General features: G+C 32.4%; 43 protein-coding genes. 40 read left to right on the forward strand and 3 right to left on the reverse strand.

All coding sequences use genetic code 11. The annotated features are described in order from the left end of the window. Positions 1 to 23: 23 nt before the first annotated feature. The 15 genes from G8C41_RS01135 (at position 24) to G8C41_RS10135 (ending at position 13,231) form a co-directional block, all read left to right on the forward strand. Positions 24 to 479 (forward strand): T9SS type A sorting domain-containing protein, encoded by a 456-nt coding sequence (locus G8C41_RS01135; protein ID WP_160569134.1) that lies wholly within the window; start codon positions 24 to 26, stop codon positions 477 to 479. A gap of 29 nt (positions 480 to 508) precedes the next feature. Continuing rightward, entirely contained in the window at positions 509 to 7,177 is a 6,669-nt protein-coding gene (locus tag G8C41_RS01140; protein ID WP_166005868.1) for an RHS repeat-associated core domain-containing protein, read from the forward strand. Then, the gene (locus tag G8C41_RS01145) at positions 7,170 to 7,628 is read left to right on the forward strand and encodes a hypothetical protein (RefSeq protein ID WP_166005869.1); all 459 of its coding nucleotides are present in this window, start codon (positions 7,170 to 7,172) and stop codon (positions 7,626 to 7,628) included. Before G8C41_RS01140 ends, G8C41_RS01145 begins: the two co-directional genes overlap by 8 nt. 50 nt (positions 7,629 to 7,678) lie before the next feature. Further along, positions 7,679 to 8,140: a hypothetical protein gene (locus tag G8C41_RS01150; RefSeq protein ID WP_166005870.1), complete on the forward strand. Its 462-nt coding sequence runs from the start codon at positions 7,679 to 7,681 to the stop codon at positions 8,138 to 8,140. Between the two features lie 28 nt (positions 8,141 to 8,168). Beyond that, complete coding sequence (locus tag G8C41_RS01155) at positions 8,169 to 8,627, forward strand: hypothetical protein (RefSeq protein WP_166005871.1); 459 nt, start codon at positions 8,169 to 8,171, stop codon at positions 8,625 to 8,627. 27 nt (positions 8,628 to 8,654) lie between these two features. Beyond that, positions 8,655 to 9,113 carry a hypothetical protein gene (locus G8C41_RS01160; RefSeq protein WP_166005872.1) on the forward strand — a complete coding sequence of 153 codons (459 nt, stop codon included), beginning with the start codon at positions 8,655 to 8,657 and terminating at the stop codon, positions 9,111 to 9,113. 27 nt (positions 9,114 to 9,140) lie between these two features. Then, on the forward strand, positions 9,141 to 9,599 hold the full coding sequence (locus tag G8C41_RS01165; RefSeq protein ID WP_166005873.1) for a hypothetical protein: 459 nt from the start codon (positions 9,141 to 9,143) through the stop codon (positions 9,597 to 9,599). Between the two features lie 27 nt (positions 9,600 to 9,626). Beyond that, positions 9,627 to 10,085 (forward strand): hypothetical protein, encoded by a 459-nt coding sequence (locus tag G8C41_RS01170; RefSeq protein ID WP_166005874.1) that lies wholly within the window; start codon positions 9,627 to 9,629, stop codon positions 10,083 to 10,085. A gap of 28 nt (positions 10,086 to 10,113) precedes the next feature. Further along, positions 10,114 to 10,572 carry a hypothetical protein gene (locus G8C41_RS01175; RefSeq protein WP_166005875.1) on the forward strand — a complete coding sequence of 153 codons (459 nt, stop codon included), beginning with the start codon at positions 10,114 to 10,116 and terminating at the stop codon, positions 10,570 to 10,572. Positions 10,573 to 10,599: 27 nt separating this feature from the next. After that, positions 10,600 to 11,058, forward strand: a complete 459-nt coding sequence (locus G8C41_RS01180; RefSeq protein ID WP_166005876.1) for a hypothetical protein — start codon at positions 10,600 to 10,602, stop codon at positions 11,056 to 11,058. Between the two features lie 27 nt (positions 11,059 to 11,085). Continuing rightward, positions 11,086 to 11,544 carry a hypothetical protein gene (locus tag G8C41_RS01185; protein ID WP_166005877.1) on the forward strand — a complete coding sequence of 153 codons (459 nt, stop codon included), beginning with the start codon at positions 11,086 to 11,088 and terminating at the stop codon, positions 11,542 to 11,544. 50 nt (positions 11,545 to 11,594) lie between these two features. Then, entirely contained in the window at positions 11,595 to 12,053 is a 459-nt protein-coding gene (locus G8C41_RS01190; RefSeq protein WP_166005878.1) for a hypothetical protein, read from the forward strand. Then, positions 12,017 to 12,541 (forward strand): hypothetical protein, encoded by a 525-nt coding sequence (locus G8C41_RS01195; protein WP_166005879.1) that lies wholly within the window; start codon positions 12,017 to 12,019, stop codon positions 12,539 to 12,541. The genes G8C41_RS01190 and G8C41_RS01195 overlap by 37 nt, the downstream gene beginning before the upstream one ends. Before the next feature lie 27 nt (positions 12,542 to 12,568). After that, positions 12,569 to 13,027 (forward strand): hypothetical protein, encoded by a 459-nt coding sequence (locus G8C41_RS01200; RefSeq protein ID WP_166005880.1) that lies wholly within the window; start codon positions 12,569 to 12,571, stop codon positions 13,025 to 13,027. A 75-nt stretch (positions 13,028 to 13,102) separates the two neighbouring features. Continuing rightward, positions 13,103 to 13,231 carry a hypothetical protein gene (locus G8C41_RS10135; protein ID WP_255466962.1) on the forward strand — a complete coding sequence of 43 codons (129 nt, stop codon included), beginning with the start codon at positions 13,103 to 13,105 and terminating at the stop codon, positions 13,229 to 13,231. A gap of 309 nt (positions 13,232 to 13,540) precedes the next feature. On the opposite strand, the gene G8C41_RS10140 is transcribed toward G8C41_RS10135, so the two are convergent. From G8C41_RS10140 to G8C41_RS01210, 3 genes are read right to left on the reverse strand one after another with little or no spacing between them, the layout of a single operon-like run. Then, positions 13,541 to 13,669 carry a hypothetical protein gene (locus G8C41_RS10140; protein ID WP_255466963.1) on the reverse strand — a complete coding sequence of 43 codons (129 nt, stop codon included), beginning with the start codon at positions 13,667 to 13,669 and terminating at the stop codon, positions 13,541 to 13,543. Between the two features lie 47 nt (positions 13,670 to 13,716). Beyond that, entirely contained in the window at positions 13,717 to 13,902 is a 186-nt protein-coding gene (locus G8C41_RS10095; protein ID WP_221411729.1) for a hypothetical protein, read from the reverse strand. Positions 13,903 to 13,940: 38 nt separating this feature from the next. Further along, positions 13,941 to 14,453: a phosphorothioated DNA-binding restriction endonuclease gene (locus tag G8C41_RS01210; RefSeq protein WP_221411730.1), complete on the reverse strand. Its 513-nt coding sequence runs from the start codon at positions 14,451 to 14,453 to the stop codon at positions 13,941 to 13,943. A 591-nt stretch (positions 14,454 to 15,044) separates the two neighbouring features. Between G8C41_RS01210 and rplC the strand changes: the two genes are divergently transcribed. From rplC to rpsK, 25 genes are all read left to right on the forward strand, one after another. Then, entirely contained in the window at positions 15,045 to 15,668 is a 624-nt protein-coding gene (gene rplC / locus G8C41_RS01215; protein WP_055425373.1) for a 50S ribosomal protein L3, read from the forward strand. Next, a complete protein-coding gene (rplD, locus tag G8C41_RS01220) occupies positions 15,659 to 16,288 on the forward strand; it encodes a 50S ribosomal protein L4 (RefSeq protein WP_105298129.1) in 630 nt (209 codons plus the stop codon). The genes rplC and rplD overlap by 10 nt, the downstream gene beginning before the upstream one ends. Positions 16,289 to 16,292: 4 nt before the next feature. Further along, positions 16,293 to 16,583: a 50S ribosomal protein L23 gene (gene rplW, locus G8C41_RS01225; RefSeq protein WP_105298128.1), complete on the forward strand. Its 291-nt coding sequence runs from the start codon at positions 16,293 to 16,295 to the stop codon at positions 16,581 to 16,583. 13 nt (positions 16,584 to 16,596) lie between these two features. After that, positions 16,597 to 17,418, forward strand: a complete 822-nt coding sequence (rplB, locus tag G8C41_RS01230) for a 50S ribosomal protein L2 (protein ID WP_105298127.1) — start codon at positions 16,597 to 16,599, stop codon at positions 17,416 to 17,418. Positions 17,419 to 17,424: 6 nt separating this feature from the next. Next, entirely contained in the window at positions 17,425 to 17,703 is a 279-nt protein-coding gene (rpsS, locus tag G8C41_RS01235; RefSeq protein ID WP_055425369.1) for a 30S ribosomal protein S19, read from the forward strand. Positions 17,704 to 17,709: 6 nt separating this feature from the next. Beyond that, a complete protein-coding gene (rplV, locus tag G8C41_RS01240; RefSeq protein WP_055425368.1) occupies positions 17,710 to 18,114 on the forward strand; it encodes a 50S ribosomal protein L22 in 405 nt (134 codons plus the stop codon). A 2-nt stretch (positions 18,115 to 18,116) separates the two neighbouring features. Continuing rightward, positions 18,117 to 18,812, forward strand: coding sequence for a 30S ribosomal protein S3 (gene rpsC, locus G8C41_RS01245; RefSeq protein WP_055425367.1), 696 nt, complete (start codon positions 18,117 to 18,119; stop codon positions 18,810 to 18,812). Between the two features lie 19 nt (positions 18,813 to 18,831). Beyond that, positions 18,832 to 19,254 carry a 50S ribosomal protein L16 gene (rplP, locus tag G8C41_RS01250; RefSeq protein WP_055425366.1) on the forward strand — a complete coding sequence of 141 codons (423 nt, stop codon included), beginning with the start codon at positions 18,832 to 18,834 and terminating at the stop codon, positions 19,252 to 19,254. Positions 19,255 to 19,266: 12 nt separating this feature from the next. Further along, positions 19,267 to 19,443, forward strand: coding sequence for a 50S ribosomal protein L29 (gene rpmC, locus G8C41_RS01255; protein ID WP_105298126.1), 177 nt, complete (start codon positions 19,267 to 19,269; stop codon positions 19,441 to 19,443). 32 nt (positions 19,444 to 19,475) lie between these two features. Continuing rightward, positions 19,476 to 19,730, forward strand: a complete 255-nt coding sequence (gene rpsQ / locus G8C41_RS01260) for a 30S ribosomal protein S17 (RefSeq protein ID WP_055425364.1) — start codon at positions 19,476 to 19,478, stop codon at positions 19,728 to 19,730. Positions 19,731 to 19,737: 7 nt separating this feature from the next. Beyond that, positions 19,738 to 20,106, forward strand: a complete 369-nt coding sequence (gene rplN / locus G8C41_RS01265; RefSeq protein WP_055425363.1) for a 50S ribosomal protein L14 — start codon at positions 19,738 to 19,740, stop codon at positions 20,104 to 20,106. Positions 20,107 to 20,121: 15 nt separating this feature from the next. Then, positions 20,122 to 20,436, forward strand: coding sequence for a 50S ribosomal protein L24 (rplX, locus tag G8C41_RS01270; RefSeq protein ID WP_105298124.1), 315 nt, complete (start codon positions 20,122 to 20,124; stop codon positions 20,434 to 20,436). A gap of 16 nt (positions 20,437 to 20,452) precedes the next feature. Next, positions 20,453 to 21,004 carry a 50S ribosomal protein L5 gene (rplE, locus tag G8C41_RS01275; RefSeq protein ID WP_105298123.1) on the forward strand — a complete coding sequence of 184 codons (552 nt, stop codon included), beginning with the start codon at positions 20,453 to 20,455 and terminating at the stop codon, positions 21,002 to 21,004. Between the two features lie 8 nt (positions 21,005 to 21,012). Further along, positions 21,013 to 21,282, forward strand: a complete 270-nt coding sequence (gene rpsN / locus G8C41_RS01280; RefSeq protein ID WP_055425360.1) for a 30S ribosomal protein S14 — start codon at positions 21,013 to 21,015, stop codon at positions 21,280 to 21,282. Positions 21,283 to 21,345: 63 nt separating this feature from the next. Beyond that, complete coding sequence (gene rpsH, locus G8C41_RS01285) at positions 21,346 to 21,744, forward strand: 30S ribosomal protein S8 (RefSeq protein ID WP_160541867.1); 399 nt, start codon at positions 21,346 to 21,348, stop codon at positions 21,742 to 21,744. A gap of 12 nt (positions 21,745 to 21,756) precedes the next feature. Next, positions 21,757 to 22,302, forward strand: coding sequence for a 50S ribosomal protein L6 (gene rplF / locus G8C41_RS01290; protein WP_105298121.1), 546 nt, complete (start codon positions 21,757 to 21,759; stop codon positions 22,300 to 22,302). Positions 22,303 to 22,313: 11 nt separating this feature from the next. Next, positions 22,314 to 22,670 carry a 50S ribosomal protein L18 gene (rplR, locus tag G8C41_RS01295; protein ID WP_105298120.1) on the forward strand — a complete coding sequence of 119 codons (357 nt, stop codon included), beginning with the start codon at positions 22,314 to 22,316 and terminating at the stop codon, positions 22,668 to 22,670. A 14-nt stretch (positions 22,671 to 22,684) separates the two neighbouring features. Further along, on the forward strand, positions 22,685 to 23,206 hold the full coding sequence (gene rpsE / locus G8C41_RS01300; RefSeq protein ID WP_055425356.1) for a 30S ribosomal protein S5: 522 nt from the start codon (positions 22,685 to 22,687) through the stop codon (positions 23,204 to 23,206). A gap of 4 nt (positions 23,207 to 23,210) precedes the next feature. Then, a complete protein-coding gene (gene rpmD, locus G8C41_RS01305) occupies positions 23,211 to 23,387 on the forward strand; it encodes a 50S ribosomal protein L30 (protein WP_055425355.1) in 177 nt (58 codons plus the stop codon). Positions 23,388 to 23,393: 6 nt separating this feature from the next. Further along, positions 23,394 to 23,843 (forward strand): 50S ribosomal protein L15, encoded by a 450-nt coding sequence (gene rplO / locus G8C41_RS01310; protein WP_160541868.1) that lies wholly within the window; start codon positions 23,394 to 23,396, stop codon positions 23,841 to 23,843. A gap of 6 nt (positions 23,844 to 23,849) precedes the next feature. Further along, positions 23,850 to 25,229, forward strand: coding sequence for a preprotein translocase subunit SecY (secY, locus tag G8C41_RS01315; RefSeq protein WP_160557076.1), 1,380 nt, complete (start codon positions 23,850 to 23,852; stop codon positions 25,227 to 25,229). A gap of 3 nt (positions 25,230 to 25,232) precedes the next feature. Continuing rightward, positions 25,233 to 25,448, forward strand: a complete 216-nt coding sequence (gene infA, locus G8C41_RS01320) for a translation initiation factor IF-1 (RefSeq protein ID WP_055425352.1) — start codon at positions 25,233 to 25,235, stop codon at positions 25,446 to 25,448. Positions 25,449 to 25,461: 13 nt separating this feature from the next. Further along, complete coding sequence (gene ykgO / locus G8C41_RS01325; protein ID WP_073961215.1) at positions 25,462 to 25,578, forward strand: type B 50S ribosomal protein L36; 117 nt, start codon at positions 25,462 to 25,464, stop codon at positions 25,576 to 25,578. Between the two features lie 4 nt (positions 25,579 to 25,582). Continuing rightward, positions 25,583 to 25,960 carry a 30S ribosomal protein S13 gene (gene rpsM, locus G8C41_RS01330; RefSeq protein WP_105298117.1) on the forward strand — a complete coding sequence of 126 codons (378 nt, stop codon included), beginning with the start codon at positions 25,583 to 25,585 and terminating at the stop codon, positions 25,958 to 25,960. A gap of 11 nt (positions 25,961 to 25,971) precedes the next feature. Then, positions 25,972 to 26,364, forward strand: coding sequence for a 30S ribosomal protein S11 (gene rpsK / locus G8C41_RS01335; RefSeq protein WP_160541869.1), 393 nt, complete (start codon positions 25,972 to 25,974; stop codon positions 26,362 to 26,364). The last annotated feature ends 24 nt before the right edge of the window (positions 26,365 to 26,388 follow it).

Consider the following 26,388-nt stretch of genomic DNA (forward strand, 5'->3'; position numbering starts at 1 on the left):
ATAACTATTTTAAATTCATTACTATGAAATATTTTTTCTTCTTTCTATTCTGTTTGTTAATAGGAATAATCTCTTTAACTGCCCAGAGTCTTCACTTTGGTTATGATATTTCCGGAAATCAAGAGTTAAGAATATTACAATATGATGGTGATCATAAGCCCATTCCCAAACGGCTGGATCCTGAGGATGTCATGCCCATTCTTGAAGAACCTATAATGTATACTGCCACAAATGGATTAGAGATATATCCTAATCCGGTGGAAACTGAATTAATCATCAAGTGGGATACTCAAATAGCTAACTTACTAGTTAAGATAGAATTGTCTGCTTATAATGCTAAACTGATAGAAGAAGTTAAATTTAGGGCTTCGGATCAAAAAGCAGTTCTTTCAATGAATCAAAGGCCTTCAGGAGTATATTATATTAAAATATATTGTTCAGATGGAAGAATAATTAATCACTCCATTATTAAAAAATAAGCCACAACCCTCAAACTAATTACATAAAAATGAAATTTATATATACCTTAGGTATGTCAGTCTTTCTCTCTATGACAGTACCGATTACAGCCCAATCGCTTTTATCTGAAGATAATGATTTAGATAAAAACGTAAATGGAATTAAAAATAAAATGGATAAGGAAGATCTCGAGAACCCTAATAAACCTTTGCTTCGTGTAATAGGTGATTTCATCGAAGAAGATCGCAACGAATTGTACCCTCCGGAAAACGGACCATTAGCCCACTTTGCGGATTCTAAAGGAGAATTAAATGTTTCCACTTTCGGGTCAACTAATTATAAAGTTCCCATAGCTTTACCGCCCGGAATAAAAAATGTTGCTCCCCAAATAGCTTTAACTTACAACAGCTCTTCAGATAATGGAGTAGCCGGGTATGGGTGGAATATAGCCGGAATTTCTTCTATTTCATTAGTTTCTACCCGAATAGATATTGATGGATTTGTGGATGGAGTTAATTTTAATGAAAATGATAAGTATTCCTTAGATGGACAACGTTTAGTTATTAGAGAAGGAGACTACGGAAAAGAAAATACAGTATATCAAACTGAAATTTATTCGAATCTTTATATTGTGTCTGTGGGTATGGTATCAATGCCGGGAATAGATGGGAAAAGGCCAAAATATTTTAAAGTACTTTTTCCGGATGGGACCATGGCTTTATACGGTTCATCAGACGATTCCCGAGGTGTAACCGAATGGCTTATAAAAAAATGGGTTGATTTACAAGGTAATTATATCGAATACTTTTATGACAAGAATCAAAATACAACCTATATTAATAAAATAGTATGGGGAAAAAATGAAAAGAAAGATACCGGATACAGTAACACTATTCAATTTTATTATAAAAAAAGAGAGCGTCCGGAGTTTGCTTATGTACATGGAATAAAAATGGTCAATAACCGTATATTGGATAAAATAGAGGTAACTGCAGGTAATCAATTATTTAGAAAATATCAAATTAATCATAAGGCAATCACAGGCAATTACCAACGAGTGGTTTCAGTACAAGAATTTAATGGAAATGGAGAACCGTCCAATCCAATTAATTTTTCTTATAATACAACAAATAATACATTTGATTCATATATAAAAGATAAATCCGATGCTTTATGGGATTTAAAGTATATAAAAATGATCGGAGATTTCAGTGGAAACGGCCAAGTAGATGTAATAGCCGGAGGAAAGTTGTATAAAGATTTATTTCAAAATCTTGGAAAAGAAAGCGGTAGTGTAATTCAGATAAATACAGAAAAGCTTTTAAATTATCCAATTTCAACCTTAACTCGGGGTAAAATGAATAATTTTCAATCTATAGTAACTTATAAGAATAACGATTTGAGTTATTTGGCACCTTCAGATTTCAAAAATCATACGGATAATGAATTAATTTTGACTGTATCTAACTTTAATAAGGAACAAAATAAATTTGAACAAAACTACATTAGAAAAATTAAGTATCCGCACGGAGGTTTCCATGCAGATGAATGTGCCGGTGATCCGAGTAAAAAATTTACTTATACCAATAAAGTATATTATGATTTCATCGAGGGCGATTTTAATGGAGACGGAATATCTGAGATTATAGTTTTGGGGAGTGTTGATAAAAGTATAAAAAGATTACGTGATGTAGACGGTACAGATTACCGGAAAAATGGAGACTATCTACATTCAAGAAGGCCGAACCTCCATTGTATAAGCAGCCCAAGTAAAGAATATATTTTACCGTATTATGTTGATATGAATCCCTTATTGCCTGATAAGGAAAGTTATCGAGTTTTAAATAAAGCTGATTTTTTAATGTATACAAACAATTATGTGATTGATTTTGATGGAGACGGAAAATCAGATATTATCAGTTTTAATAAAAAAGCCGGTTATGGAAAAGTTGGCGATTTTAGTATTTCGACACTAACCAAAGACAAAGAGTTGAAAATTATAGTAAGTGGTAATATACCGGAATATGATGGTATAAAACCCGTTCTTTTTGGCGATTTCAACGGAGACGGAAAAACAGACCTTTTGATTCCTGAAAAGGAAGGATCTTCTAACTGGTATTTATATTTATCCAAAGGAAACGATTTTGAAAAAGTCTTTTATCAAAATTTAGCAGAATATCTTCCCTTATGGAAAGGTAAAAGTCACACCAAAAGAAGAAGATATAAAACCTATAGGGTAGCAGATCTCAATAAAGACGGTAAATCGGATTTTATAATTTCAATATATGAATCATATGGAAACGGATGGGACGGATCGAGAAACGGAAAAGCAAGTTTGCAATACTATGAGAATTTGGGAGGAGAACAAAAACCGATGTTTGCCTCACCCATTGATACCGGCATATGGTCTAAATACGGATATAGTGATCCAATTACCTTGCTTCTTGCGGATTATAGTAATAATCAAAAAACAGGGAATTTAGTTTTTGTACAAGGAAATGAAATTTGGAAAGGCGCTTTTAATAAAGATTTGAGAAAAGATATATTATTGACAGGCATTTCAGAATCTGATGGAAATATTGTTACTCAAATTGAATATGCTCCTTTGGAACCTAATTCAAAAAATAACGGATTAGGAAATATAGAAGGAGTTTATCATTCTTCTTTAACAGAAAAATATCCCTTTAAAGAAATTTCACAAGCATCTAATTTGGATGTTGTCAAAAAGCTCTCTATAACAGCCGGAGGAAAAAAACGAGAAAAAGAGTACAAATATTTCGGGTTAGTATCTCATGCTCAAGGATTGGGATTACTAGGTTTTAAAAAAGTTGCAGAATCAAGTTGGAAATCTCAAAATATTTCTTCAATTAACTGGAATGTTACTCAATATTCACCTCAATATCGTGGTCTCCCGCTATCCAACTGGATAACTCGAGGAAATAATCTTAATTTGATTATGAATGAGCGGAAAGAAGACTATTTAATAAGTAAAAAAGATTTTAAATATTCAATCATGAGATCAAGTGATAAAAAGTGGACAAAATTACTTGATAAACAATATGAAAAAGATTACTTAACAGGTATTGAAACTAAAACAAAATATAGTTATGATGGATTTTATAATATAAAACAAAAAACCATCGATAATGGAGTAGAAATAAAAACTATAAATTATACGTACGATGATTTTCCGTATGCCTATGATACCAGATATTATGTAGGAAGATTAATTCAAACCAATAGCCAAATATCAGCATATGGAGATGAATATACTTCGGAAGAGAAATATTCCTACTCAGGTAACTTAGTTTCCAAGGTAATGAAAAAAGGGCACCGTACCGATTATATAACCGAGGATATGAAGTATGATGTTTTTGGCAATTTGATAGAAAAAACAGTATCTGCTCCGGGAGTTTCTCCTCGAACAACTAAAGAAGAATATGATTCTACCGGAAGATTTGTTGTTAAAAAAACAGATATAAATAATCTAACCGAATATTTCACTTATAATAATTTGGGGCAGGTATTGAGTCATACCAGTCCACAGGGTGTACTTACAGAATCTCGATATGATAATTGGGGGAAAGTTGAAGATGTAAGAATAATAGGTTCTACAATTGATCCACTATTCAATATTACCCTATATGAAAGAACAGAAGGAGGAGGAATAAAAATTACCACTTTCAATGAAGATACCCATGAATATTCCCGGATACATAAAGATATATTTGGAAATGAAATAAAATCCACGATCAAAGGAGATCAACCTGAAATGTATATATCCAAACAAACCGTATATGATGAATTAGGAAGAAAAATTAAAGAAAGTGAACCATACATTGAAGGGCAAGAACCCTTAAGATGGAATACGATAGAATACGACGAATTCAGTCGACCTGTAAAACAAAAACTTTTTACAGGTAAAACCATAACGACTACTTATAAAGGATTGTCCGTTACTACTGATGATGAAGTTAAAAAACAAACATTAACTCGAGATGCAAGTGGAAATATACGTATGCTTAACGATAATGGTGAAATAATTCACTATACCTACTTTGCCAACGGAAATCAAAAAACAGCTAAATATGGTGACCACACTCTGACTTATTTATATGACGGATGGGGTAGAAGAATATCTTTTAAGGATCCTTCGGTCAGCACCAAACCTTATACTCAAGAATATAATAATTATGGAGAATTGTTGAAAGAATCCACTCCGGAAGGAACTACTACTTATACTTATTCACCCACCGGAAGACTACTCTCTAAAAAAATGGATGATATAGGTAATTATCTAAATGTTAATTATGAATATTCCAACACAGGTTTATTGAAAAAAGAATACGGATATTATAACAATCAACGTTTTACGTATAATTATACTTACAACAACAATAACCTATTGGTAGGAACAGAAGAAATTACGCAGGATGTGACATATTTAAATAAATATAAATATGATTTTTATGGAAAAATAGTAAAAGAAGAAAAAATAGTTTACTATGGTAATTTATATTCTTCTGTCATAGTTGCTTACGGCTATAATGAAAACAACGGAATGTTGGAAAAAATAGATCGTTTAGAAAATGGAAAATATGTACCTGTTTGGCAAATAACAGGAGTCAATGAAAGAATGCAAGCTCTTTCGATTAAGTTGGGTAATGGTATAAATATTCATAATACTATTGATAAGGCTGGATATATAACAAGAATGAGGCATTCATCAAGACGGTCTCATCTCCTTGATATTGAATATGAATTTAATTGGAGAAACGGGAACTTAAATACTCGAATCAATAATTACTCCAATTGGAATGAAGAGTTTGATTATGACCGATTTGAGCGATTAGTTACCTGGTACGATGCCAATGGAATTCATACACTTCGCTATGCAAACGATGGGAGAATTACCGATAATTCGCATGTAGGAGAATATCAATATCAAACATTGGCACATTATAAAAAATCCGATATATATCTTAATTCAAAGGGTAGAAATTATTACGAAACTGCCCCACTTCAACAAATCAGATACAACGCATTTAAAAAACCATCATCAATTAGAGCAGTAGAAAAATTATCTTATGGCTCTAATAAGGAATTTAAGAATATTCATGACTTAAAATTTATCTACAATATCCATGGTAACCGCAGTTCGGCATCCTTTCAATTAAATTCAAAGGAAGTACAAAAAAAATATTATTCAAATGCCCAAGATGTAGAAATTGTTACCGATAAGAATTCAACCACGATTATAACCTATATAGGGGGGAATCCCTACGAAGCACCGGCTGCCAATATCACTAATTTCAAAAAAGGGAATTATCAGAAAACGGATGAATCTTTAGTTTATTTTCATAGAGATTATCAAGGTTCCATACTGGCTATAACAAATGAAAAAGGAGGTATTATTGAAAAAAGATTGTATGATCCTTGGGGGAAACTTATTCAAGTAACCGATAGACAAGGAAATATAGAAACTAAAAATCCTAAACTTATATTTATGGACCGCGGATATACCGGTCATGAACATTTTAGCCAAGTAGGGTTGATTCATATGAACGGACGTATGTACGATCCGGTTTTAAAACAATTTTTATCACCCGATAATAATATCCAAGATCCTTACAATTCACAGAATTACAATCGCTATGGATATGTATTGAATAATCCTTTAAAATATACCGATCCGAGCGGAGAATTATTTACTCTAGCAGGATCAGCCTGGTTAGGTGCGGCAGTATTAGGAGCTGCTATAGGAACCGTAACTTATACCACTTATGCATTATGCACCGACTCTTTTCTATGGGGGGGCTTTTTAAAAGGTTTAGCCTTGGGCAGTGCCGGTGGAGTTGCTGCTTATGGTGTAGGAAGCTTGGCGGGTGTAATACGAACCGGAATATGTACTTCTACGCAAACCTTGACAAATTTACAGGTTGATATATTAGCCTCAGGAATAGAGGGGGTTATGAATGGATTGACACAAGGAATCATACAGGGAATAAGCGGGGGAGATATACAACAAGGGATCAGCAGCGGAGGTATAAGTAGTCTGGTATCTTCAACAGTAGGAATTGGAGGTATGCTTGCAGGAATGGATGAAAATACAATAGGCGGAACCCTATTTTTTGGAACTTTAAGCGGAGGTTTTGGTGCGGTATTGTCTGACGGAAATTTCTGGCAAGGTGCGGCTACAGGATTAATAGTAAGCGGATTGAATCATGTGGCACATAAAATGCTGGATCCTAAGCGAGGAGAGCTGTATATATTTGAAAATACAAAATCTGTTAATGGATACGGTCATTCAGCAATAGGAGGAAAATTAAAAGATTCCGGAGAAGAATCTTATCGCTTTATATCCAAAGAAGGACGTAATCAATTGGATGGAAATGAAATAATTGGGGGTGAGTCAAAGAAATTTGATAAATATTTTTCTTCCTTTAAATCTATGATGAATGATAAAAAAATTTCAGGTATGTACAATAAAATGATGACTATAAAAAAACTAAGCTATAGAGAAGTAGCCCAAGCATTGAATGTTGCATATCAAAGTGCCACATCCAGATATCATTTTATATTATCCAACTGTTTTCATGTAGTTAAAGATGCATTAAACTCCATAGGAATCTATGGAGGGGGATTGGGAACTTTTATTCCTAATAATGGATTTTACAACATATATTATCATTATAACCCTAAAAAATGGTATGAATAAAAAAATACGAAAAATTTTAACAAGTGTATTCCTACTAAGTATGGTAGGGTGCAATATCGATGTTCCTGATAGAACATTATCTACCCAGATAAGTGAGACAATAGAAGAATCGAAGGCTAATGGAGTTTTTTTGGCTGAATATAGGCCAAATAGAAAGATAATAAAAAAAGCATGGGTAGAAATCCCCTGGGTATATGATACTCTTGGAAATATCAAAAAACAAGGAGGAAACGAGTTATACATAGAAGCCATAGATAGTATAGGTCTCTCCCGAACATGGGAAAGATGCATGAATGGTGATACTTCCAATGGTAACTTTAGTATGGGAGCCGACTATTTAATTTTTGAATTAACAGAAGAAGAATTATCCAAAGACACTTTAATTTATTATATATACGGAGGAAAAAAGAGAAAATGTATGGGAGAATTGCAATTGATAAAGAAGAAATAGTTTTTTTATAACCACCCTTTAAATGTCTTTATAAAGATTAAAAAAATGGTATGAATAAAAAAATACGAAAAATTTTAGCATGTGTATTCCTATTAGGTATGGTGCTAGGATGCAATATCGATGTACCCGATAGAACATTATTTACCCAGATAAGTGAGACAATAGAGGAATCGAAGGCCAAAGGAGTTTTTTTGGCCGAATATAAGCCGAATAGAGAAATAATTAAAAAAGCATGGGCGGAAATTCCTTGGGTATATGATACTCTTGGAAATATCAAAAGACAAAGAGGAAACGAGTTATACATAGAAGCCAAAGACAGTATAGGTCTCTCCCGAACATGGGAAAGATGTATGAATGGAGATACTTCCAATAATAATATTAGTATGGGAGCCGAGTATTTATTTTTTGATTTAACAGAAGAAGAATTATCCAAAGACACTTTAATTTATTATATATACGGAGGAAAAAAGAGAAAATGTATGGGAGAATTGTTATTGATAAAGAAGAAATAGTTTTTTTTATACGGATCAGAATAATGGTATGAATAAAAAGATACAAATAGCTTTTAGTAGTTTTTTCCTAATAATTATAATAGGATGTGGTATAGATGCTGAAGATAAAACAAGAGTAATTCAGATAAGTGAGACAATAGAAGAATCAAAGGCAAGAGGAGTTTTTTTTGCCGAATATAGGCCAAATAGAGAACTAATAAAAAAAGCATGGGCAGAAATCCCTTGGGTATATGATACTCTTGGAAATACAGTAAAATACGAAGGACAAATACTATATATAAATGCAAAAGATAGTATAGGTCTTAGCGATAATTGGTCAGAATGCGATCAAGGTGATACATCCAATGGTACTATGCGTAGGAATATGGATTATCTTACCTATAGATTAACAGAAGAAGAATTATCCAAAGACACTTTAATTTATTATATATACGGAGGAAAAAAGAGAAAATGTATGGGAGAGTTGCTGTTGATAAAGAAGAAATAGATTTTTTATACAGATCCGAAAAATGGTATGAATAAAAAAATACAAATAGTTTTAATAGGTGTATCCCTACTAAGTATGATAGGATGTAATTTCGATGTTCCAGATAGGACAAGATCAATTCAAACAAGTGAGACAATAGAAGAATCTAAAAAAAGAGGAGTTTTTTTTGCCGAATATAGACCGAACAGAGAAATAATAAAAAAAGCATGGGTAGAAATCCCCTGGGTATATGATACTCATGGAAATACAGTGAAATACGAAGGACAAATACTATATATAAATTCAAAAGACAGTATAGGTCTCTCACGAACATGGGAAAGATGCATGAATGGAGATACTTCCAATGGTAATATTGGTAATGGGGAGAGATATCTTATTTTTAGATTAACAGAAGAAGAATTATCCAAAGACACTTTAATTTATTATATATACGGAGGAAAAAAGAGAAAATGTATGGGAGAGTTGCAATTGATCAAGAAGAAATAGATTTTTTATACAGATCAGAATAATGGTATGAATAAAAAAATACAAATAGTTTTAACAAGTGTATCTCTATTAAGTATGATAGGGTGCGATTTCGATGTACCCGATAGAACAAAGATTACACAAATAAGTGAGACAATAGAGGAATCGAAGGCTAATGGAGTTTTTTTGGCCGAATATAGGCCAAATAGAGAACTAATAAAAAAAGCATGGGCAGAAATCCACTGGGTATATGATACCCTTGGAAATATCAAAAAACAAAGAGGACATGAGTTATACATAGAAGCCAAAGACAGTATAGGTCTTAGCGATAGTTGGTCAGAATGCGAACAAGGAGATACTTCCAATGGTAATGTGGGTGTTAAGGGGAAATATCTTACCTATGAATTAACAGAAGAAGAATTATCCAAAGACACTTTAATTTATTATATATACGGAGGAAAAAAGAGAAAATGTATGGGAGAATTGCTATTGATAAAGAAGAAATAGATTTTTTATACAGATCCGAAGAATGGTATGAATAAAAAAATACAAATAGTTTTTAGTAGTTTTTTCCTAATAATTATAATAGGATGTGGTATAGATGCTGAAGATAAAACAAGAGTAATTCAGATAAGTGAGACGATAGAAGAATCGAAGGCAAGAGGAGTTTTTTTGGCTGAATATAGACCGAACAGAGAAATAATAAAAAAAGCATGGGTAGAAATCCCTTGGGTATATGATACTCTTGGAAATACAGTGACATACGAAGGACAAATACTCTATATAAATGCAAAAGACAGTATAGGTCTCTCCCGAACATGGGAAAGATGCATGAATGGTGATACTTCCAATGGTTCTATGCGCAGGAATATGGATTATCTTACCTTTAGAATAACAGAAGAAGAATTATATAAAGACACTTTAATTTATTATATATACGGAGGAAAAAAGAGAAAATGTATGGGAGAATTGTTATTGATCAAGAAGAAATAGTTTTTTTTATACGGATCAGAATAATGGTATGAATAAAAAAACACGAAATATTTTAGCATGTGTATTCCTATTAGGTATGGTAGGGTGCAATATCGATGTTCCTGATAGGACAAGAGTAATTCAGATAAGTGAGACGATAGAAGAATCGAAGGCCAAAGGAGTTTTTTTGGCCGAATATAGGCCGAACAGAGAAATAATAAAAAAAGCATGGGCAGAAATCCCATGGGTATATGATACTCTTGGAAATACAGTAAAATATGAAGGACATATACTATATATAAATGCAAAAGATAGTATAGGTCTTAGCGATAGCTTGTTAGAATGCGATCAAGGAGATACTTCCAATGGTAATATGATTGCTGGTCCGAGATATCTTACCTATAGATTAACAGAAGAAGAATTATCCAAAGACACTTTAATTTATTATATATACGGAGGAAAAAAAAGAAAATGTATGGGAGAGTTGCAATTGATCAAGAAGAAATAGTTTTTTTATACGGATCCGAAGAATGGTATGAATAAAAAAATACAAATAGTTTTAACAAGTGTATCCCTACTAAGTATGCTAGGATGCAATATCGATATACCTGACAGGACATTATTTACTCAGATAAGTGAGACAATAGAGGAATCGAAGGCTAATGGAGTTTTTTTTGCCGAATATAGGCCGAATAGAGAACTAATAAAAAAAGCATGGGTAGAAATCCCCTGGGTATATGATACTCTTGGAAATATCAAAAAACAAGGAGGAAATGAGTTATACATAGAAGCCATAGATAGTATAGGTCTTAGCGATAGTTGGTCAGAATGCGATCAAGGAGATACTTCCAATGGTAATATGGGTGTTAAGGGGAAATATCTTACCTATGAATTAACAGAAGAAGAATTATCCAAAGACACTTTAATTTATTATATATATGGAGGAAAAAAGAGAAAATGTATGGGAGAATTGCTATTGATAAAGAAGAAATAGATTTTTTATACAGATCCGAAGAATGGTATGAATAAAAAAATACAAATAGTTTTTAGTAGTTTTTTCCTAATAATTATAATAGGATGTGGTATAGATGCTGAAGATAAAACAAGAGTAATTCAGATAAGTGAGACGATAGAAGAATCGAAGGCAAGAGGAGTTTTTTTGTCCGAATATAGGCCGAACAGAGAACTAATAAAAAAAGCATGGGCAGAAATCCCTTGGGTATATGATACTCTTGGAAATACAGTAAAATATGAAGGACAAATACTATATATAAATGCAAAAGATAGTATAGGTCTTAGCGATAATCGGTCAGAATGCGAACACGGAGATACTTCCAATGGTACTATGCGTAGGAATATGGATTATCTTACCTATAGATTAACAGAAGAAGAATTATCTAAAGACACTTTAATTTATTATATATACGGAGGAAAAAAGAGAAAATGTATGGGAGAGTTACTGTTGATAAAGAAGAAATAGTTTTTTTATAACCAACCTTTAAATGTCTTTATAAAGATTAAAAAAATGGTATGAATAAAAAAATACAAATAGTTTTAACAAGTGTATCTCTATTAAGTATGATAGGGTGCGGTTTCGATGTACCCGATAGAACAAAGATTACACAAATAAGTGAGACAATAGAGGAATCGAAGGCCAATGGAGTTTTTTTGGCTGAATATAGGTCGAACAGAGAACTAGTAAAGAAAGCATGGGTAGAAATCCACTGGGTATATGATACCCTTGGAAATATCAAAAAACAAAGAGGACATGAGTTATATATAGAAGTCGAAGACAGTATAGGTCTCTCCCGAACATGGGAAAGATGTATGAATGGAGATACTTCCAATGGTACTATGATTGTTGGGGCGAAATATCTTACCTTTAGATTAACAGAAGAAGAATTGTCCAAAGACACTTTAATTTATTATATATACGGAGGAAAAAAGAGAAAATGTATGGGAGAGTTGCTGTTGATAAAGAAGAAATAGTTTTTTTTTATACGGATCCGAAGAATGGTATGAATAAAAAAATACAAATAGTTTTAACAAGTGTATCCCTACTAAGTATGATAGGATGCAATATCGATGTTGCCGACAGAACATTATTTACCCAGATAAGTGGGACAATAGAAGAATCGAAAGCCAATGGAGTTTTTTTGGCTGAATATAGATCGAACAGAGAACTAATAAAGAAAGCATGGGTAGAAATCCACTGGGTATATGATACCCTTGGAAATATCAAAAAACAAAAAGGACATGAGTTATACATAGAAGCCAAAGACAGTATAGGTCTTAGCGATAGTTGGTCAGAATGCGAACAAGGAGATACTTCCAATGGAAATATGGTTGATGGGGCGAGATATCTTACTTATAGATTAACAGAAGAAGAATTATCCAAAGACACTTTAATTTATTATATATACGGAGGAAAAAAAAGAAAATGTATGGGAGAATTGCTATTGATAAAGAAGAAATAGATTTTTTATACGGATCCGAAGAATGGTATGAATAAAAAAATACGAAAAATTTTAACGAGTGTATTCCTACTAAGTATGGTAGGGTGCAATATCGATGTTCCTGATAGAACATTATCTACCCAGATAAGTGAGACAATAGAGGAATCGAAGGCTAATGGAGTTTTTTTGGCTGAATATAGGCCAAATAGAAAGATAATAAAAAAAGCATGGGTAGAAATCCCCTGGGTATATGATACTCTTGGAAATATCAAAAAACAAGGAGGAAACGAGTTATACATAGAAGCCATAGATAGTATAGGTCTCTCCCGAACATGGGAAAGATGCATGAATGGAGATACTTCCAATGGTAATATGGGTGTTAAGGGGAAATATCTTATTTTTACATTAACAGAAGAAGAATTATCCAAAGACACTTTAATTTATTATATATACGGAGGAAAAAAAAGAAAATGTATGGGAGAGTTGCAATTGATCAAGAAGAAATAGATTTTTTATACAGATCAGAATAATGGTATGAATAAAAAAATACAAATAGTTTTAACAAGTGTATCCCTACTAAGTATGATAGGATGTAATTTCGATGTTCCAGATAGGACAAGATCAATTCAAACAAGTGAGACGATAGAAGAATCGAAGGCAAGAGGAGTTTTTTTGGCCGAATATAGGCCGAACAGAGGACTTATTAAATAAGCATAGGAAAAAGGCATATAATACACTTATAGGATGATTAATCAAATCCCTTATAAATTTGTTATTTTTACAGATGAATTCAGCTTTTATTAAACGGAAATAATAAGTATATTCGCTATCCTTGCACACTTCAAAATAATGAATAGTATCATAAAATTTGAAAATTGATGCTAAGGGATAAAAAAAACTGACTATAATTTAAGCTAATTCCCATGGCAAATCTCGTCGATTATTTACCGGTTTAATACACCTTCATTTCTTAATGATTGGGCAGCCCAACGAATATCATATTGCCAAGTATAAAGGCTATCACCGGAATTCTTTTAATTCAGTTTCATAATGTTCCCAAATATATTTGCTAACATCCCTTGGTCGTGCTTTTCCACCTAAGTGATTTAAAGCTTCAATAATCCAATTTTTCATTATTATTCTGTTCATAATCATATCTTTAAATAATTAATTTCTAGTAGAATTAGTATTTTTCGCTATATCCTAAACACTTCTCCCACATGCCATTCAACAAATCGGTCATGCAAATAATCTTCCTTAAATCTTGGTCGATAAATATCCTTCCCTTCAAAATTCCAAATTAGTCTCTTGACCATTTGATGCCCATTAATTCTACTTGATATAAGGGCGGCTTCAATTGCACTTGATACTGATTCATGCATTAAATCAAAACCACAAATTTTTAAGCTTGTAAGACTAACTAAACATAGGAATCACGTTGACGATTAAAATCGGTTAAACCAAAATCAAGTCGATTAATTAAACTTTCATGCACACTTTCAGGAAAATGTTGACTTAAAATCTGTTCTGCTATGAGATCGATAGTAGATGGATTTTTTTTAAGATATTGATAGGATGGTTCATCAAATCCCCCATAAACTTGTGATAAAGCTAGCTGTTTACCCGTCGGCTCTTTACTTGGATTATTGATATTGATGCAATTTTCAATATTGGTTAATTGCCAGAATCCATCATTTTTCAATCGCCAAAATGGCATATTAGGATAGTAATGCGTACGCTTGGGACCAAAACACTTCAATAAATCAAGCAACTGTGCCTCAATTTCAGTTTTATAATGAAATAAACGTGCATGACCTTGTTTATATTTTGATAAAGCATACAGTAGCAATAAAGGCTTATGTGGTGCTCGTTGTTCGCCTTTTTTCCAAATGGTGATATCGATGATTTTATTTTGTAATTGATTGATATCCATTGTTATATATGATTTATCATAAAGAACAAATATTATTACAAATATAAAATTATTTTATGTGATTTACCTCATATTAGTATGAAAAAAAATATACAAAAATTTAAACTAAACACAGAATAGGCTCTACAATAGTTCGTCAGAATGCGATCAAGAATAAAAAAACTCTAATAGTAATTTGAGTAATTTCGATTAATAGAAGAAGAATAATCCAAAGACACTTTAATTTATTATATATACGGAGGAAAAAAAAGAAAATGTATGGGAGAATTGTTATTGATCAAGAAGAAATAGTTTTTTTATATAAAAAACCGGAAATATAACTTTAGATATGCTAAAGATTATTTGATAAAAAAACTGAATTATGAAGTGAAGTATAACAAATAGTAAAAAGATAAGAATATAAGTAATTTGATCATAATAGATTTAAAAAAATTGGATCGAATAATGATAAATTTTAAATTAAAATTTTAATCAAGTTAAATCTATTAAAATCAAAATAAAAACTAATTATAAAAAATTTTGAATCAGAATGTTAAATTGTGAAAAAAATTTTTTAATTTTGCAGTCCGAAAAAATATATAAATAGAACAAATGTCAGGTATTATTGGAAAAAAAATTGGCATGACCAGCTTGTTTGACGAGGAAGGTAAAAACATTCCTTGTACTGTTATAGAAGCGGGTCCATGTACAGTTTTACAGGTCAGAACCGAAGAAAAGGACGGCTATTATGCGGTTCAACTAGGTTTCGATGACAGAAGTGAAAAAAATGTCGGCAAAGCCCTTTTAGGTCACTTCAAAAAAGCAGGTTCAACACCAAAAAGAAAAATGGTGGAGTTTCGTCATGGGTTTGACGGATTGAAAATTGGAGAAGAAGTAAAAGTTGATTTATTTTCAGAAGGAGAATATGTTGACGTTACCGGAACTTCAAAAGGTAAAGGATTCCAAGGGGTGGTTAAAAGACACGGCTTTGGAGGGGTTATGCAAGCAACACACGGTCAGCATAACAGATTAAGAGCTCCGGGTTCTATTGGAGCAGGATCAGATCCATCCAGAGTATTTAAAGGAATGAGAATGGCTGGAAGAATGGGTGGAAATCAAGTGACAGTGCAAAATTTACAGGTTATAAAAGTGGACAATGAAAAAAATCTTTTAATTGTAAAAGGTGCAGTTCCGGGTCCTAAAAATTCATATGTAATTGTAAGAAGATGGAATTAGTAGTACTAGATAGAAGCGGAAAAGAAACCGGAAGAAAGGTTACTTTAGACGAAACAATATTTGGAGTTGAACCGAATACACATGCTGTTTACTTAGAAGTAAAGCAATATTTGGCATCACAGAGACAAGGAACCCATAAATCTAAAGAAAGATCCGAATTAAGTGGATCAACTCGTAAACTTCACCGTCAAAAAGGAACAGGAGGTTCCCGAAAAGGGGATATCAACAACCCTTTGTTCAGAGGTGGAGCAAGAGTATTTGGACCTAGACCAAGAGATTACAGGTTCAAATTAAATAAATCATTAAAAAGAATAGCAAAAAAATCAGTTTTTAGTCAAAAATTAAAAGAAAACAACTTAAAAGTAGTTGAAGACTTAAATTTTGAAGCACCTAAAACAAAAGATTTTACTAAAGTTTTACAAGATTTAGGACTAGCTAACAAAAAAGCTTTGTTTATTTTAGGGCAGTCTAATAAAAATGTATACTTGTCATCACGAAATTTACAAGACGCTAAAGTATTAGGATATAACGAGATAAGTAGTTATGATATCTTAAAAGCGAATGAAGTGGTTTTGTTTGAAAGCTCAGTAGAAAAAATACAAGAAAATTTAAGAAAATAGAATTATGTCTGTACTCATAAAACCTATTATATCAGAAAAAGCTAACGAAATCGCTGAAAAAAGAAATCGTTATACTTTTTTAGTAAATACTAAAGCGAATAAGTCAGAGATTAAATATGCTGTAGAACAAGCTTACGGAGTTAATGTAGTTGCAGTAAGAACATTAATTTCTGCACCTGTTGTTAAATCAAAATATACAAAAACAGGTCTTCAAGTTGGAAAAACTAATAAATTGAAAAAAGCAATGGTTGACATAAAAGAAGGTCAAACCATTGATGTATTTGGAAATATATAATTTATAAAGAATCATGTCGGTAAGAAAATTAAAACCTATCACCCCCGGACAAAGATTCAGAATTGTTAACAATTTTGAAGAAATCACTACTTCAAAACCGGAAAAATCCTTACTAAGAGGAATTTCTAAATCAGGAGGTAGAAATAATTCCGGAAAAATGACCATGCGTTATACCGGAGGTGGACACAAGAAACGATACAGAGAGATCGATTTCAAGAGAAATAAGTTTGGCATTCCGGCTACTGTAAAATCAGTAGAATATGATCCAAACAGAACTGCATTTATCGCATTATTGGTTTATGCAGACGGTGAAAAACGCTACATTGTGTCTCCTCACGGTATTAAGGTAGGACAAAAAGTCGTTTCAGGAGAGAGTGTTGCTCCTGAAATTGGAAACGCAATGAAATTAAAAAGCATACCTTTAGGTACTGTTATTTCATGTATTGAGTTACGTCCCGGACAAGGAGCGAAAATGGCAAGAAGTGCCGGAACCAGCGCACAACTTATAGCCAGAGACGGTAAATATGCCGTTCTTAAAATGCCTTCCGGAGAAACTCGTATGATTTTAGTTGAATGTATGGCAACAATTGGTTCAGTTTCCAATTCAGATCATCAGCTAATCGTATCTGGTAAAGCAGGTAGAAGCAGATGGTTAGGAAGAAGACCAAGAACAAGGCCGGTAGCAATGAACCCTGTAGATCACCCAATGGGAGGTGGTGAAGGTAGATCAACCGGAGGACATCCAAGATCTAGAAAAGGTATGCCTGCAAAAGGATACAAGACTCGTTCAAAGAAGAAAGAATCGAATCGTTATATTTTACAAAAAAGAAAATAATCTAGTATGGCACGTTCGTTAAAAAAAGGACCTTATATTCACTATAAATTAAACAAGAAAGTTCAAGCAAATATAGAGTCAGGAAAAAAAGTCGTGATTAAAACATGGTCTAGAGCATCAATGATATCTCCGGATTTCGTTGGTCAAACGTTTGCAGTACATAACGGAAAACAATTTGTACCGGTATATGTAACTGAAAATATGGTTGGACATAAGCTAGGAGAATTTTCACCTACTCGTGTGTTTAGAGGTCATGCAGGAAATAAAAATAAAGGTAACAGATAATAAGCAATGGGTAACAGAAAACAAAATAGTGCAACAGCACGTAAAGAAGCTAAGAAAAATTTAGCAATTGCTCGCTTGAATAATTGTCCTACCTCGCCTAGAAAGATGAGATTAGTAGCAGATATCATTAGAGGCGTTGATGTTGATAAAGCATTATACATATTAAAATATTCAAAAAAAGAAGCTTCAATCAGATTAGAAAAACTTTTATTAAGTGCCATAGCTAATTGGCAAGTTAAAAATGAAGGTAAAGACATCGAAGAAGCTAAACTTTATGTAAAAGAAATTTTTGTTGACGGTGGATCTATGTTAAAAAGATTACGTCCTGCTCCTCAAGGGAGAGGATATAGGATTAGAAAAAGATCTAATCATGTAACAATTATTCTAGGAAACAAAAACGAAGTAAATTAAGTATGGGACAGAAAACAAATCCAATAGGTAATAGATTAGGAATCATTCGAGGATGGGATTCTAATTGGTATGGTGGAAAAAACTTTGGAGATAAAATAGCAGAAGATTATAAAATCAGAAGATATTTAGAAGCAAGATTATCCAAAGCAGGTGTTTCCAGAATTTACATCGAAAGAACTTTGAAATTAGTTACTATTACCATCACCACAGCAAGACCTGGAATTATCATAGGAAAAGGTGGTCAGGAAGTAGATAAATTAAAAGAAGAGTTAAAAAAGATTACTAAAAAGGAAATTCAAATAAATATTTTTGAAATTAAAAGACCTGAACTGGATGCAAAATTAGTTGCAGAAAGTGTAGCTCGTCAAATTGAAAGCCGTATCTCATATAGAAGAGCTGTTAAAATGGCTATCGCATCTACAATGAGAATGAACGCTGAAGGAATTAAAATTATGATTTCCGGACGTTTAAACGGTGCTGAAATGGCAAGATCAGAATCTTTTAAAGAAGGAAGAATTCCTTTGTCAACTTTCCGTGCTGATATCGATTATTATATTGCTGAAGCTCATACAACTTATGGTCGCTTAGGGGTAAAAGTATGGATTATGAAAGGCGAAGTGTATGGTAAAAGAGAGTTATCTCCGTTAGTAGGTCTTCAGAAAAAGACTCAGAAAAGAAAAGTTAAAGAAAGAAGATAAAAAAATATCTTAGGTAATTATGTTACAACCAAAAAGAACAAAATTCCGTAAACAGCAAAAAGGACGTATGAAAGGTCTTTCTTACAGAGGAAGTAAATTAGCATACGGTACTTTTGGAATTAAAGCGTTAGATTCAGTATTTATTACTGCAAGACAGATAGAAGCTGCACGTATTGCTGCCACTCGATATATGAAAAGAGAAGGACAATTATGGATTAAAATATTCCCGGATAAGCCTATTACCAAAAAACCTGCTGAGGTTCGTATGGGGAAAGGAAAAGGTGCTGTGGAATATTGGGTAGCAAGAGTATCACCGGGAAGAATTTTATTTGAAATAGGGGGAGTTCCTTATGATGTTGCAAAAGAAGCATTACGACTTGCAGCTCAAAAATTACCGGTGAAAACTAAATTTGTTGTTGCTAACGATTTTGTGCAATCATAAATAATAAAATCGATGAAAGCAGTTGATATAAGAAATTTAAGTCAAGAAGAAGTTAAAGCAAAATTAGCTGAAACAAAAGCTGAGTATGCTAAACTAAGATTATCACATAAAGTGTCTCCAATTGGAAATCCGATTCAATTAAGAGAGATGAGAAAAACAATAGCAAGGTTGTTAACAGCCTTAAAGTAATTTAAAATCCGAAAAAGAATTTAATTTCAATTATGGAAAGAAATTTAAGAAAAGAAAGAATCGGAGTAGTATCTAGCAATAAGATGGATAAAACTATCGTTGTTAGTGAGACAAGCAGAATGAAACATCCCATGTATGGGAAATTCGTTTTAAAAACTAAAAAATATACTGCTCACGATGAGAAAAACGAATGCAATGAAGGAGATACCGTTCGCATTATGGAAACTCGTCCATTGAGTAAGAGTAAAAGATGGAGATTAGTAGAAATATTAGAAAGAGCTAAATAATTTAGAGATGCTACAAACAGAATCAAGATTAAAAGTTGCAGATAATACTGGAGCAAAAGAGGCTTTAGTTATCAGAGTGTTAGGAGGTTCAAAAAGAAGATATGCATCTGTAGGTGATAAAATAGTTGTTACTATTAAAGATGCTACTCCATCAGGAAACGCTAAAAAAGGTCAAGTATCCAAAGCAGTAGTGGTTAGAACTAAAAAACCTGTAAGAAGGAAAGATGGTTCTTATATTAGTTTTGAAGATAATGCATGTGTATTGTTAAATGCAGCAGGAGAAATGAGAGGAACTCGTGTTTTTGGACCGGTAGCCAGAGAATTACGTGATAAAGAGTATATGAAAATTATATCATTAGCTCCTGAGGTATTATAAGGTAAATTAAAAAAAATGGCAAAAGTTAAAATAAAAAAAGGAGATAAAGTTCAAGTTCTTGCCGGATCATACAGAGGAAAGCAAGGACAAGTTTTAGTAATTTATCCTGAAAAAAACAGAGCGATAGTTGAAGGAGTTAATATAGTTAAAAAACATAGAAAACCTTCAGCAGAAAATCCTCAAGGAAGTATTATTGAAAAAGAAGCTTCTATACATATTTCTAACTTAGCTCTATTGGATCCAAAATCCGGAAAACCAACAAGAGTAAGTTATAAAATGGATGGTGAGAAAAAAGTTAGAGTTGCAACCAAATCAGGAGAAGTGATTTAATTAAATTTGAAAGATTATGCAATACATAGCAAGACCGAAACAATTATATAAAGATAAAATCATCTCTGCTTTAAAAGAGGAATTTGGTTATACATCTGTGATGCAAGTTCCAAAACTAGAAAAGATTGTGATAAGCCAAGGATTAGGGGCAGCAACAGCAGATAAAAAAATTGTTGATTATGCAGTTGAAGAAATTTCTTTAATTGCAGGACAAAAAGCAATACCATGTCTATCTAAAAAAGATGAAGCCGGTTTCAAACTAAGAAAAGGAATGCCTATCGGCGCAATGGTTACCTTACGTGGTGATAGAATGTATGAGTTTTTAGATAGATTAATTACTGCTGCTTTACCTCGTGTTAGAGATTTTAATGGAATAAAATCAGATGGTTTTGACGGTAGAGGTAACTATACATTAGGAATTACTGAACAAATCATATTTCCAGAAATAAATATTGATAAAGTGAAGAAAATTCAAGGTATGGATATTACCTTTGTAACTAATGCAAAAACCGATAAGGAAGCAAAAGCATTATTAACCCACTTTGGATTACCATTTAAAAAGAATTAATTAATAGTATGGCTAAAGAATCAATGAAAGCGCGTGAGCGCAAAAGAGAAGCACTTTCAGCTAAATATGCCGCTAAAAGAAAAGCTTTAAAAGAAGCCGGAGACTACGAAGCACTTCAAAAGCTTCCTAAAAACTCTTCTCCGGTAAGATTACACAATAGATGTAAGCTTACAGGAAGACCAAGAGGATATATGAGAGTTTTTGGAATTTCCAGAGTAACTTTTAGAGAAATGGCTAACGAAGGATTAATACCGGGAGTTAAAAAAGCTAGTTGGTAAAAATTAAAAAATAACAGATTTTAAAAGTAGAATTTAAATTCTATACTCTAAAATTAAATAAATATGGTTACAGACCCAATTGCAGATTACTTAACAAGAGTAAGAAATGCCATGAGAGCAGGACACAAAGTTGTTGAAATTCCTGCATCAAAAATTAAAAAAGAGATTACTAAAATTCTCTTTGATCAAGGATATATCCTTAACTACAAATTTGAAGAAGGTAGTGTACAAGGAGTTATTAAAATTGCTTTAAAATACGATAAAGCAACTAATCTTCCGGCTATCAAAAAAATTCAAAGAGCATCTAAACCGGGCTTAAGAAAATATTCCGGTTGTAAAGAACTTCCAAGAGTTTTAAATGGATTAGGTATCGCTATTATCTCAACTTCAAAAGGAGTAATGACAGATAAGAAAGCTAGACAAGAAAATGTTGGTGGAGAGGTAATTTGTTATGTTTATTAAAAAATTGAAGAAATGTCAAGAATAGGAAAAGCAATAATAAATATTCCAACAGGTACTACCATTGATTATAAAGATAATGTAGTTACAGTTAAAGGAAAAAACGGCGAGTTAAAACAAGAACTTACCGGAGGAATAACTATAAATATTGAAAATTCTGAATTAGCAGTTCAACGTCCATCCGACAGTAAAGAACATAAATCTTTGCATGGATTATACAGAGCCCTTATTAATAACATGATAGTTGGTGTATCTGAAGGATTCACCAAAAAATTGGAATTAGCGGGGGTAGGTTATAGAGCATCTAATCAAGGCCAAAAATTAGAATTGGCTTTAGGATTTTCGCATTTAGTAGTTATAGAGTTACCTCAGGAAGTAAAAGTGGAAACTTTAACTGAAAAAGGTAAAAATCCAATAATTACTTTATCTTCGTATGATAAACATTTATTAGGGATGGTTTGTGCAAAAATAAGATCACTTCGTAAACCTGAACCTTATAAAGGTAAAGGAGTTAAATTTGTAGGAGAACAAATCAGAAGAAAAGCAGGTAAATCTGCATAAAAAATTAAGTTATGGCATTAACTAAAAGAGAAAAAAGAATAAGAGTTAAAAGGAGAGTACGTAAAAATATATTCGGTACAGCTGAAAAACCTCGTTTGTCAGTTTTTAGAAGTAATAAAGAAATTTACGCTCAACTTATAGATGATAATTCTGGCAAAACTTTAGCTTACGCATCTTCGCGTCAAAAAGAAATTGCCGGAGAAAAAGGAACTAAAACTGAAATTTCTGCTTTAGTAGGTAAGAAATTAGCTGAAAATGCTAAAGTAGCCGGTATTGAAACTGTAGTTTTTGATAGAAATGGCTTCATATATCACGGAAGAGTGAAAGCCTTAGCTGATGGTGCTAGAGAAGGAGGTTTAAAATTTTAATACATTAAAAAATTATGTTAGGAATAAATAATATTGAAAGAGTAAAACCAGGTGGGTTAGAACTTGTAGATCGTTTAGTAGGTGTACAAAGAGTAACAAAAGTAACCAAAGGTGGTAGAGCATTCGGATTTTCAGCTATTGTGGTTGTAGGTGATGAAAAAGGAGTTGTAGGATTTGGTTTAGGTAAATCAAAAGAAGTAGCTAGCGCTATTTCAAAAGCTGTAGAAGATGCTAAGAAAAATTTAGTTAGAGTACCGATATTAAACGGTTCACTTCCACATGAACAATCTGCAAAATATGGCGGTGCTGATGTATTTATACGTCCAGCATCTCATGGTACAGGTTTGATTGCTGGGGGAGCAGTTCGTGCCGTATTGGAATCTGCAGGAGTTAAAGATGTACTTTCAAAATCTAAAGGATCTTCAAATCCACATAACGTAGTAAAAGCAACAGTAAAAGCACTATTAAATTTAAGAAGTGCTGAAACCATTGCACAACAAAGAGGAGTTTCACTTTCTAAAGTATTTAAAGGATAAGAACATGGCAACGATAAAAATAACTTTAAAAAGAAGTTCAATTAAAAGACCGAAAAATCAAAAGCTTACTTTAGAAGCATTAGGTTTAACTAAATTGAATAAGACCGTTGAACATGAAGCAACCCCACAAATATTAGGTATGGTTGCAGTAGTAAAACATTTAGTAACTGTTGAAGAATAATAAGATATGAATTTACATACTTTAAAACCTGCACAAGGTTCAACACATAATAGCAAGAGACTAGGTAGAGGTCAAGGAAGTGGTAAAGGAGGTACTTCTACTAAAGGTCACAAAGGAGATAAATCTCGTTCAGGACATAAAGATAAAGTAGGATTTGAAGGAGGTCAAATGCCTTTACAAAGAAGGATTCCTAAATTTGGCTTTAAGAATATCAATAGAAAAGAATATGTGGGTATTAATTTAGACACAATTCAAGGTTTAATTGATAGTAATAAAATTTCTACTGAAATCACCAAAGAAACTTTAATCCAAAATGGATTAATTTCTAAAAATGATTTAGTTAAAATTCTTGGTAGAGGAGAATTAAAATCAACCGTTAATATAACTGTTGATAAATATACTAAATCAGCAAAAGAGGCTATAGAAAAAGCCGGAGGGAAAGCTAACATCTTATAAAATAGCATGAAAGGATTTATACAGACATTAAAGAATATCTGGAGTATAAAAGAGTTAAGAGATAAACTTATTTTCACTTTTGTTCTAGTATTGGTATACAGATTTGGTACGCATGTTTCTCTTCCTGCTATCAATATGGTAGAAGTAGATAATATTCTTGAAATCTACAAAAACAATGGTGGAAACCAACAGGCTACCGGTCTGTTAGGGTTATTATCTTCATTTACGGGAGGTGCATTCAGTAAAGCATCAATTTTTGCTTTAGGTATTATGCCGTATATATCTGCTTCTATTGTGGTGCAATTAATGGGATTAGCTATACCTTATATACAAAAACTACAAAAAGAGGGAGAAAGCGGTCGTAAGACGGTTAATCAGATTACTAGGTGGTTGACAATTTTAATATGTTTAATACAAGCTCCTGCCTATTTGACATCTATTACACAAGTCTTTCTACCTATTGAGCAATTTAGAACAGCCTATTTAGTAGATCCCAATAATATTTTCTTATTTTGGGTGCCTAGTATTATAATCTTAATTTCAGGCACAATTTTTGCTATGTGGATGGGGGAAAAGATAACTGACAAAGGAATCGGTAATGGGATATCTATTTTAATTATGGTTGGTATTTTAGCAGGTTTTCCAACTGCATTTGTTCAAGAAGTTGGTGTACAAATGGGAGATACCGGAAAAGGACTTATCATGATGTTTGTAGAAGTAATTGCTTGGTTGTTAGTTATCATATTATGTATTATGTTGACTGTAGCCGTAAGAAAAGTTCCTGTACAATACGTGAGTAGAACAAAATCTGGATCATTACGTTCCATAACAAATGCGGCTAGGCAATATATACCATTAAAAGTTAATGCAGCCGGTGTAATGCCTATCATTTTTGCACAAGCACTAATGTTCATACCGGGTTTATTGGTTCGTTCTGAAACAACTACTAATACTTTTTGGGCAGGATTTAGTCAAGTATTTAGTTGGCAATATAATTTATTATTTGCCCTGTTAATAATAGTCTTTACCTTTTTCTACACAGCTATTACAATTCCTATAAATCAAATGGCTGATGATTTAAAAAGAAATGGAGGATTAATTCCACGTGTAAAACCAGGTAAAGAAACAGCTGATTATTTAGATGATGTTTTATCTAAAATTACACTACCTGGAGCTATTTATTTAGCTCTTATAGCAGTTCTTCCTGCAATAGTTAAAATTATCGGTCTCACCGCAACCGATAAATTTGCTTTATTTTTTGGTGGAACTTCTTTATTAATTATGGTAGGTGTATTATTAGATACTGTACAACAAATTAATACTTATTTATTAAACCACCATTATGATGGTTTAATGCAGTCAAGATTAAGTAGAAATCCGAATTAATATATGGCAAAACAAAAACATATAGAACAAGACGGAACTATTATTGAAGCATTGTCTAATGCAATGTTCAGAGTAGAATTAGAAAATGGCCACATTTTAACCGCACATATTTCTGGTAAAATGAGGATGCATTATATTAAACTATTACCTGGAGATAAAGTACGGTTGGAAATGTCACCCTATGATTTATCAAAAGGAAGAATAACTTTCAGATATTAAAATAGAAAGAAAAATGAAAATTAGAGCATCACTTAAAAAAAGAAGTTCAGATGATATTGTTGTAAGACGTAAAGGTCGTCTATACATTATAAACAAAAAAAATCCTAAATTTAAACAAAGACAAGGTTAATACTATGGCTAGAATTTCCGGTGTAGATTTACCAAAAAATAAAAGAGGAGTTATAGGCCTTACCTATATTTACGGTGTTGGTAAAAGTACTGCAGCTAAAGTTTTAAAAGATGCAGGAATTAGTGAGGATAAAAAAGTTTCTGAATGGAATGACGATGAAGTTAATGCTATCAGAAAATTCATTTCCGAAAACGTTAAAGTAGAAGGAGAATTACGTTCTGAAATTCAATTAAATATTAAACGTTTAATGGATATTGGATGTCAGAGAGGTATCAGACATCGTCTAGGTTTACCACTTAGAGGTCAAAGAACCAAAAATAATTCTCGTACAAGAAAAGGTAAAAGAAAAACTGTAGCTAATAAGAAAAAAGCCACTAAATAATAAATAGAAACATGGCAAAAACAGCATCAAAAACAGCTAAAAAAAGAAAAGTTAAAATTGAAGCAGTAGGAGAAGCTCATATCCAAGCCTCATTTAATAATATTATTATCTCTTTAACAAATAAAAACGGAGAAGTAATATCATGGGCATCTGCTGGAAAAATGGGTTTTAAAGGCTCTAAAAAAAATACCCCTTATGCAGCACAAATGGCAGCTGAAAATTGTGCGCAAGTTGCGTATGAATTAGGATTAAGAAGGGTAAAAGTTTTTGTGAAAGGTCCGGGAGCTGGAAGAGAATCCGCTATTCGAACTATTCATAATGCTGGTATTGAAGTTAGTGAAATCATTGATGTAACTCCTATACCACATAATGGATGTAGACCACCAAAAAGAAGAAGAGTTTAATACTATTAATATCATTCAAATTTT

Source organism: Apibacter sp. B3706 (genome assembly GCF_011082725.1).
Classification (GTDB): Bacteria; Bacteroidota; Bacteroidia; order Flavobacteriales; family Weeksellaceae; genus Apibacter.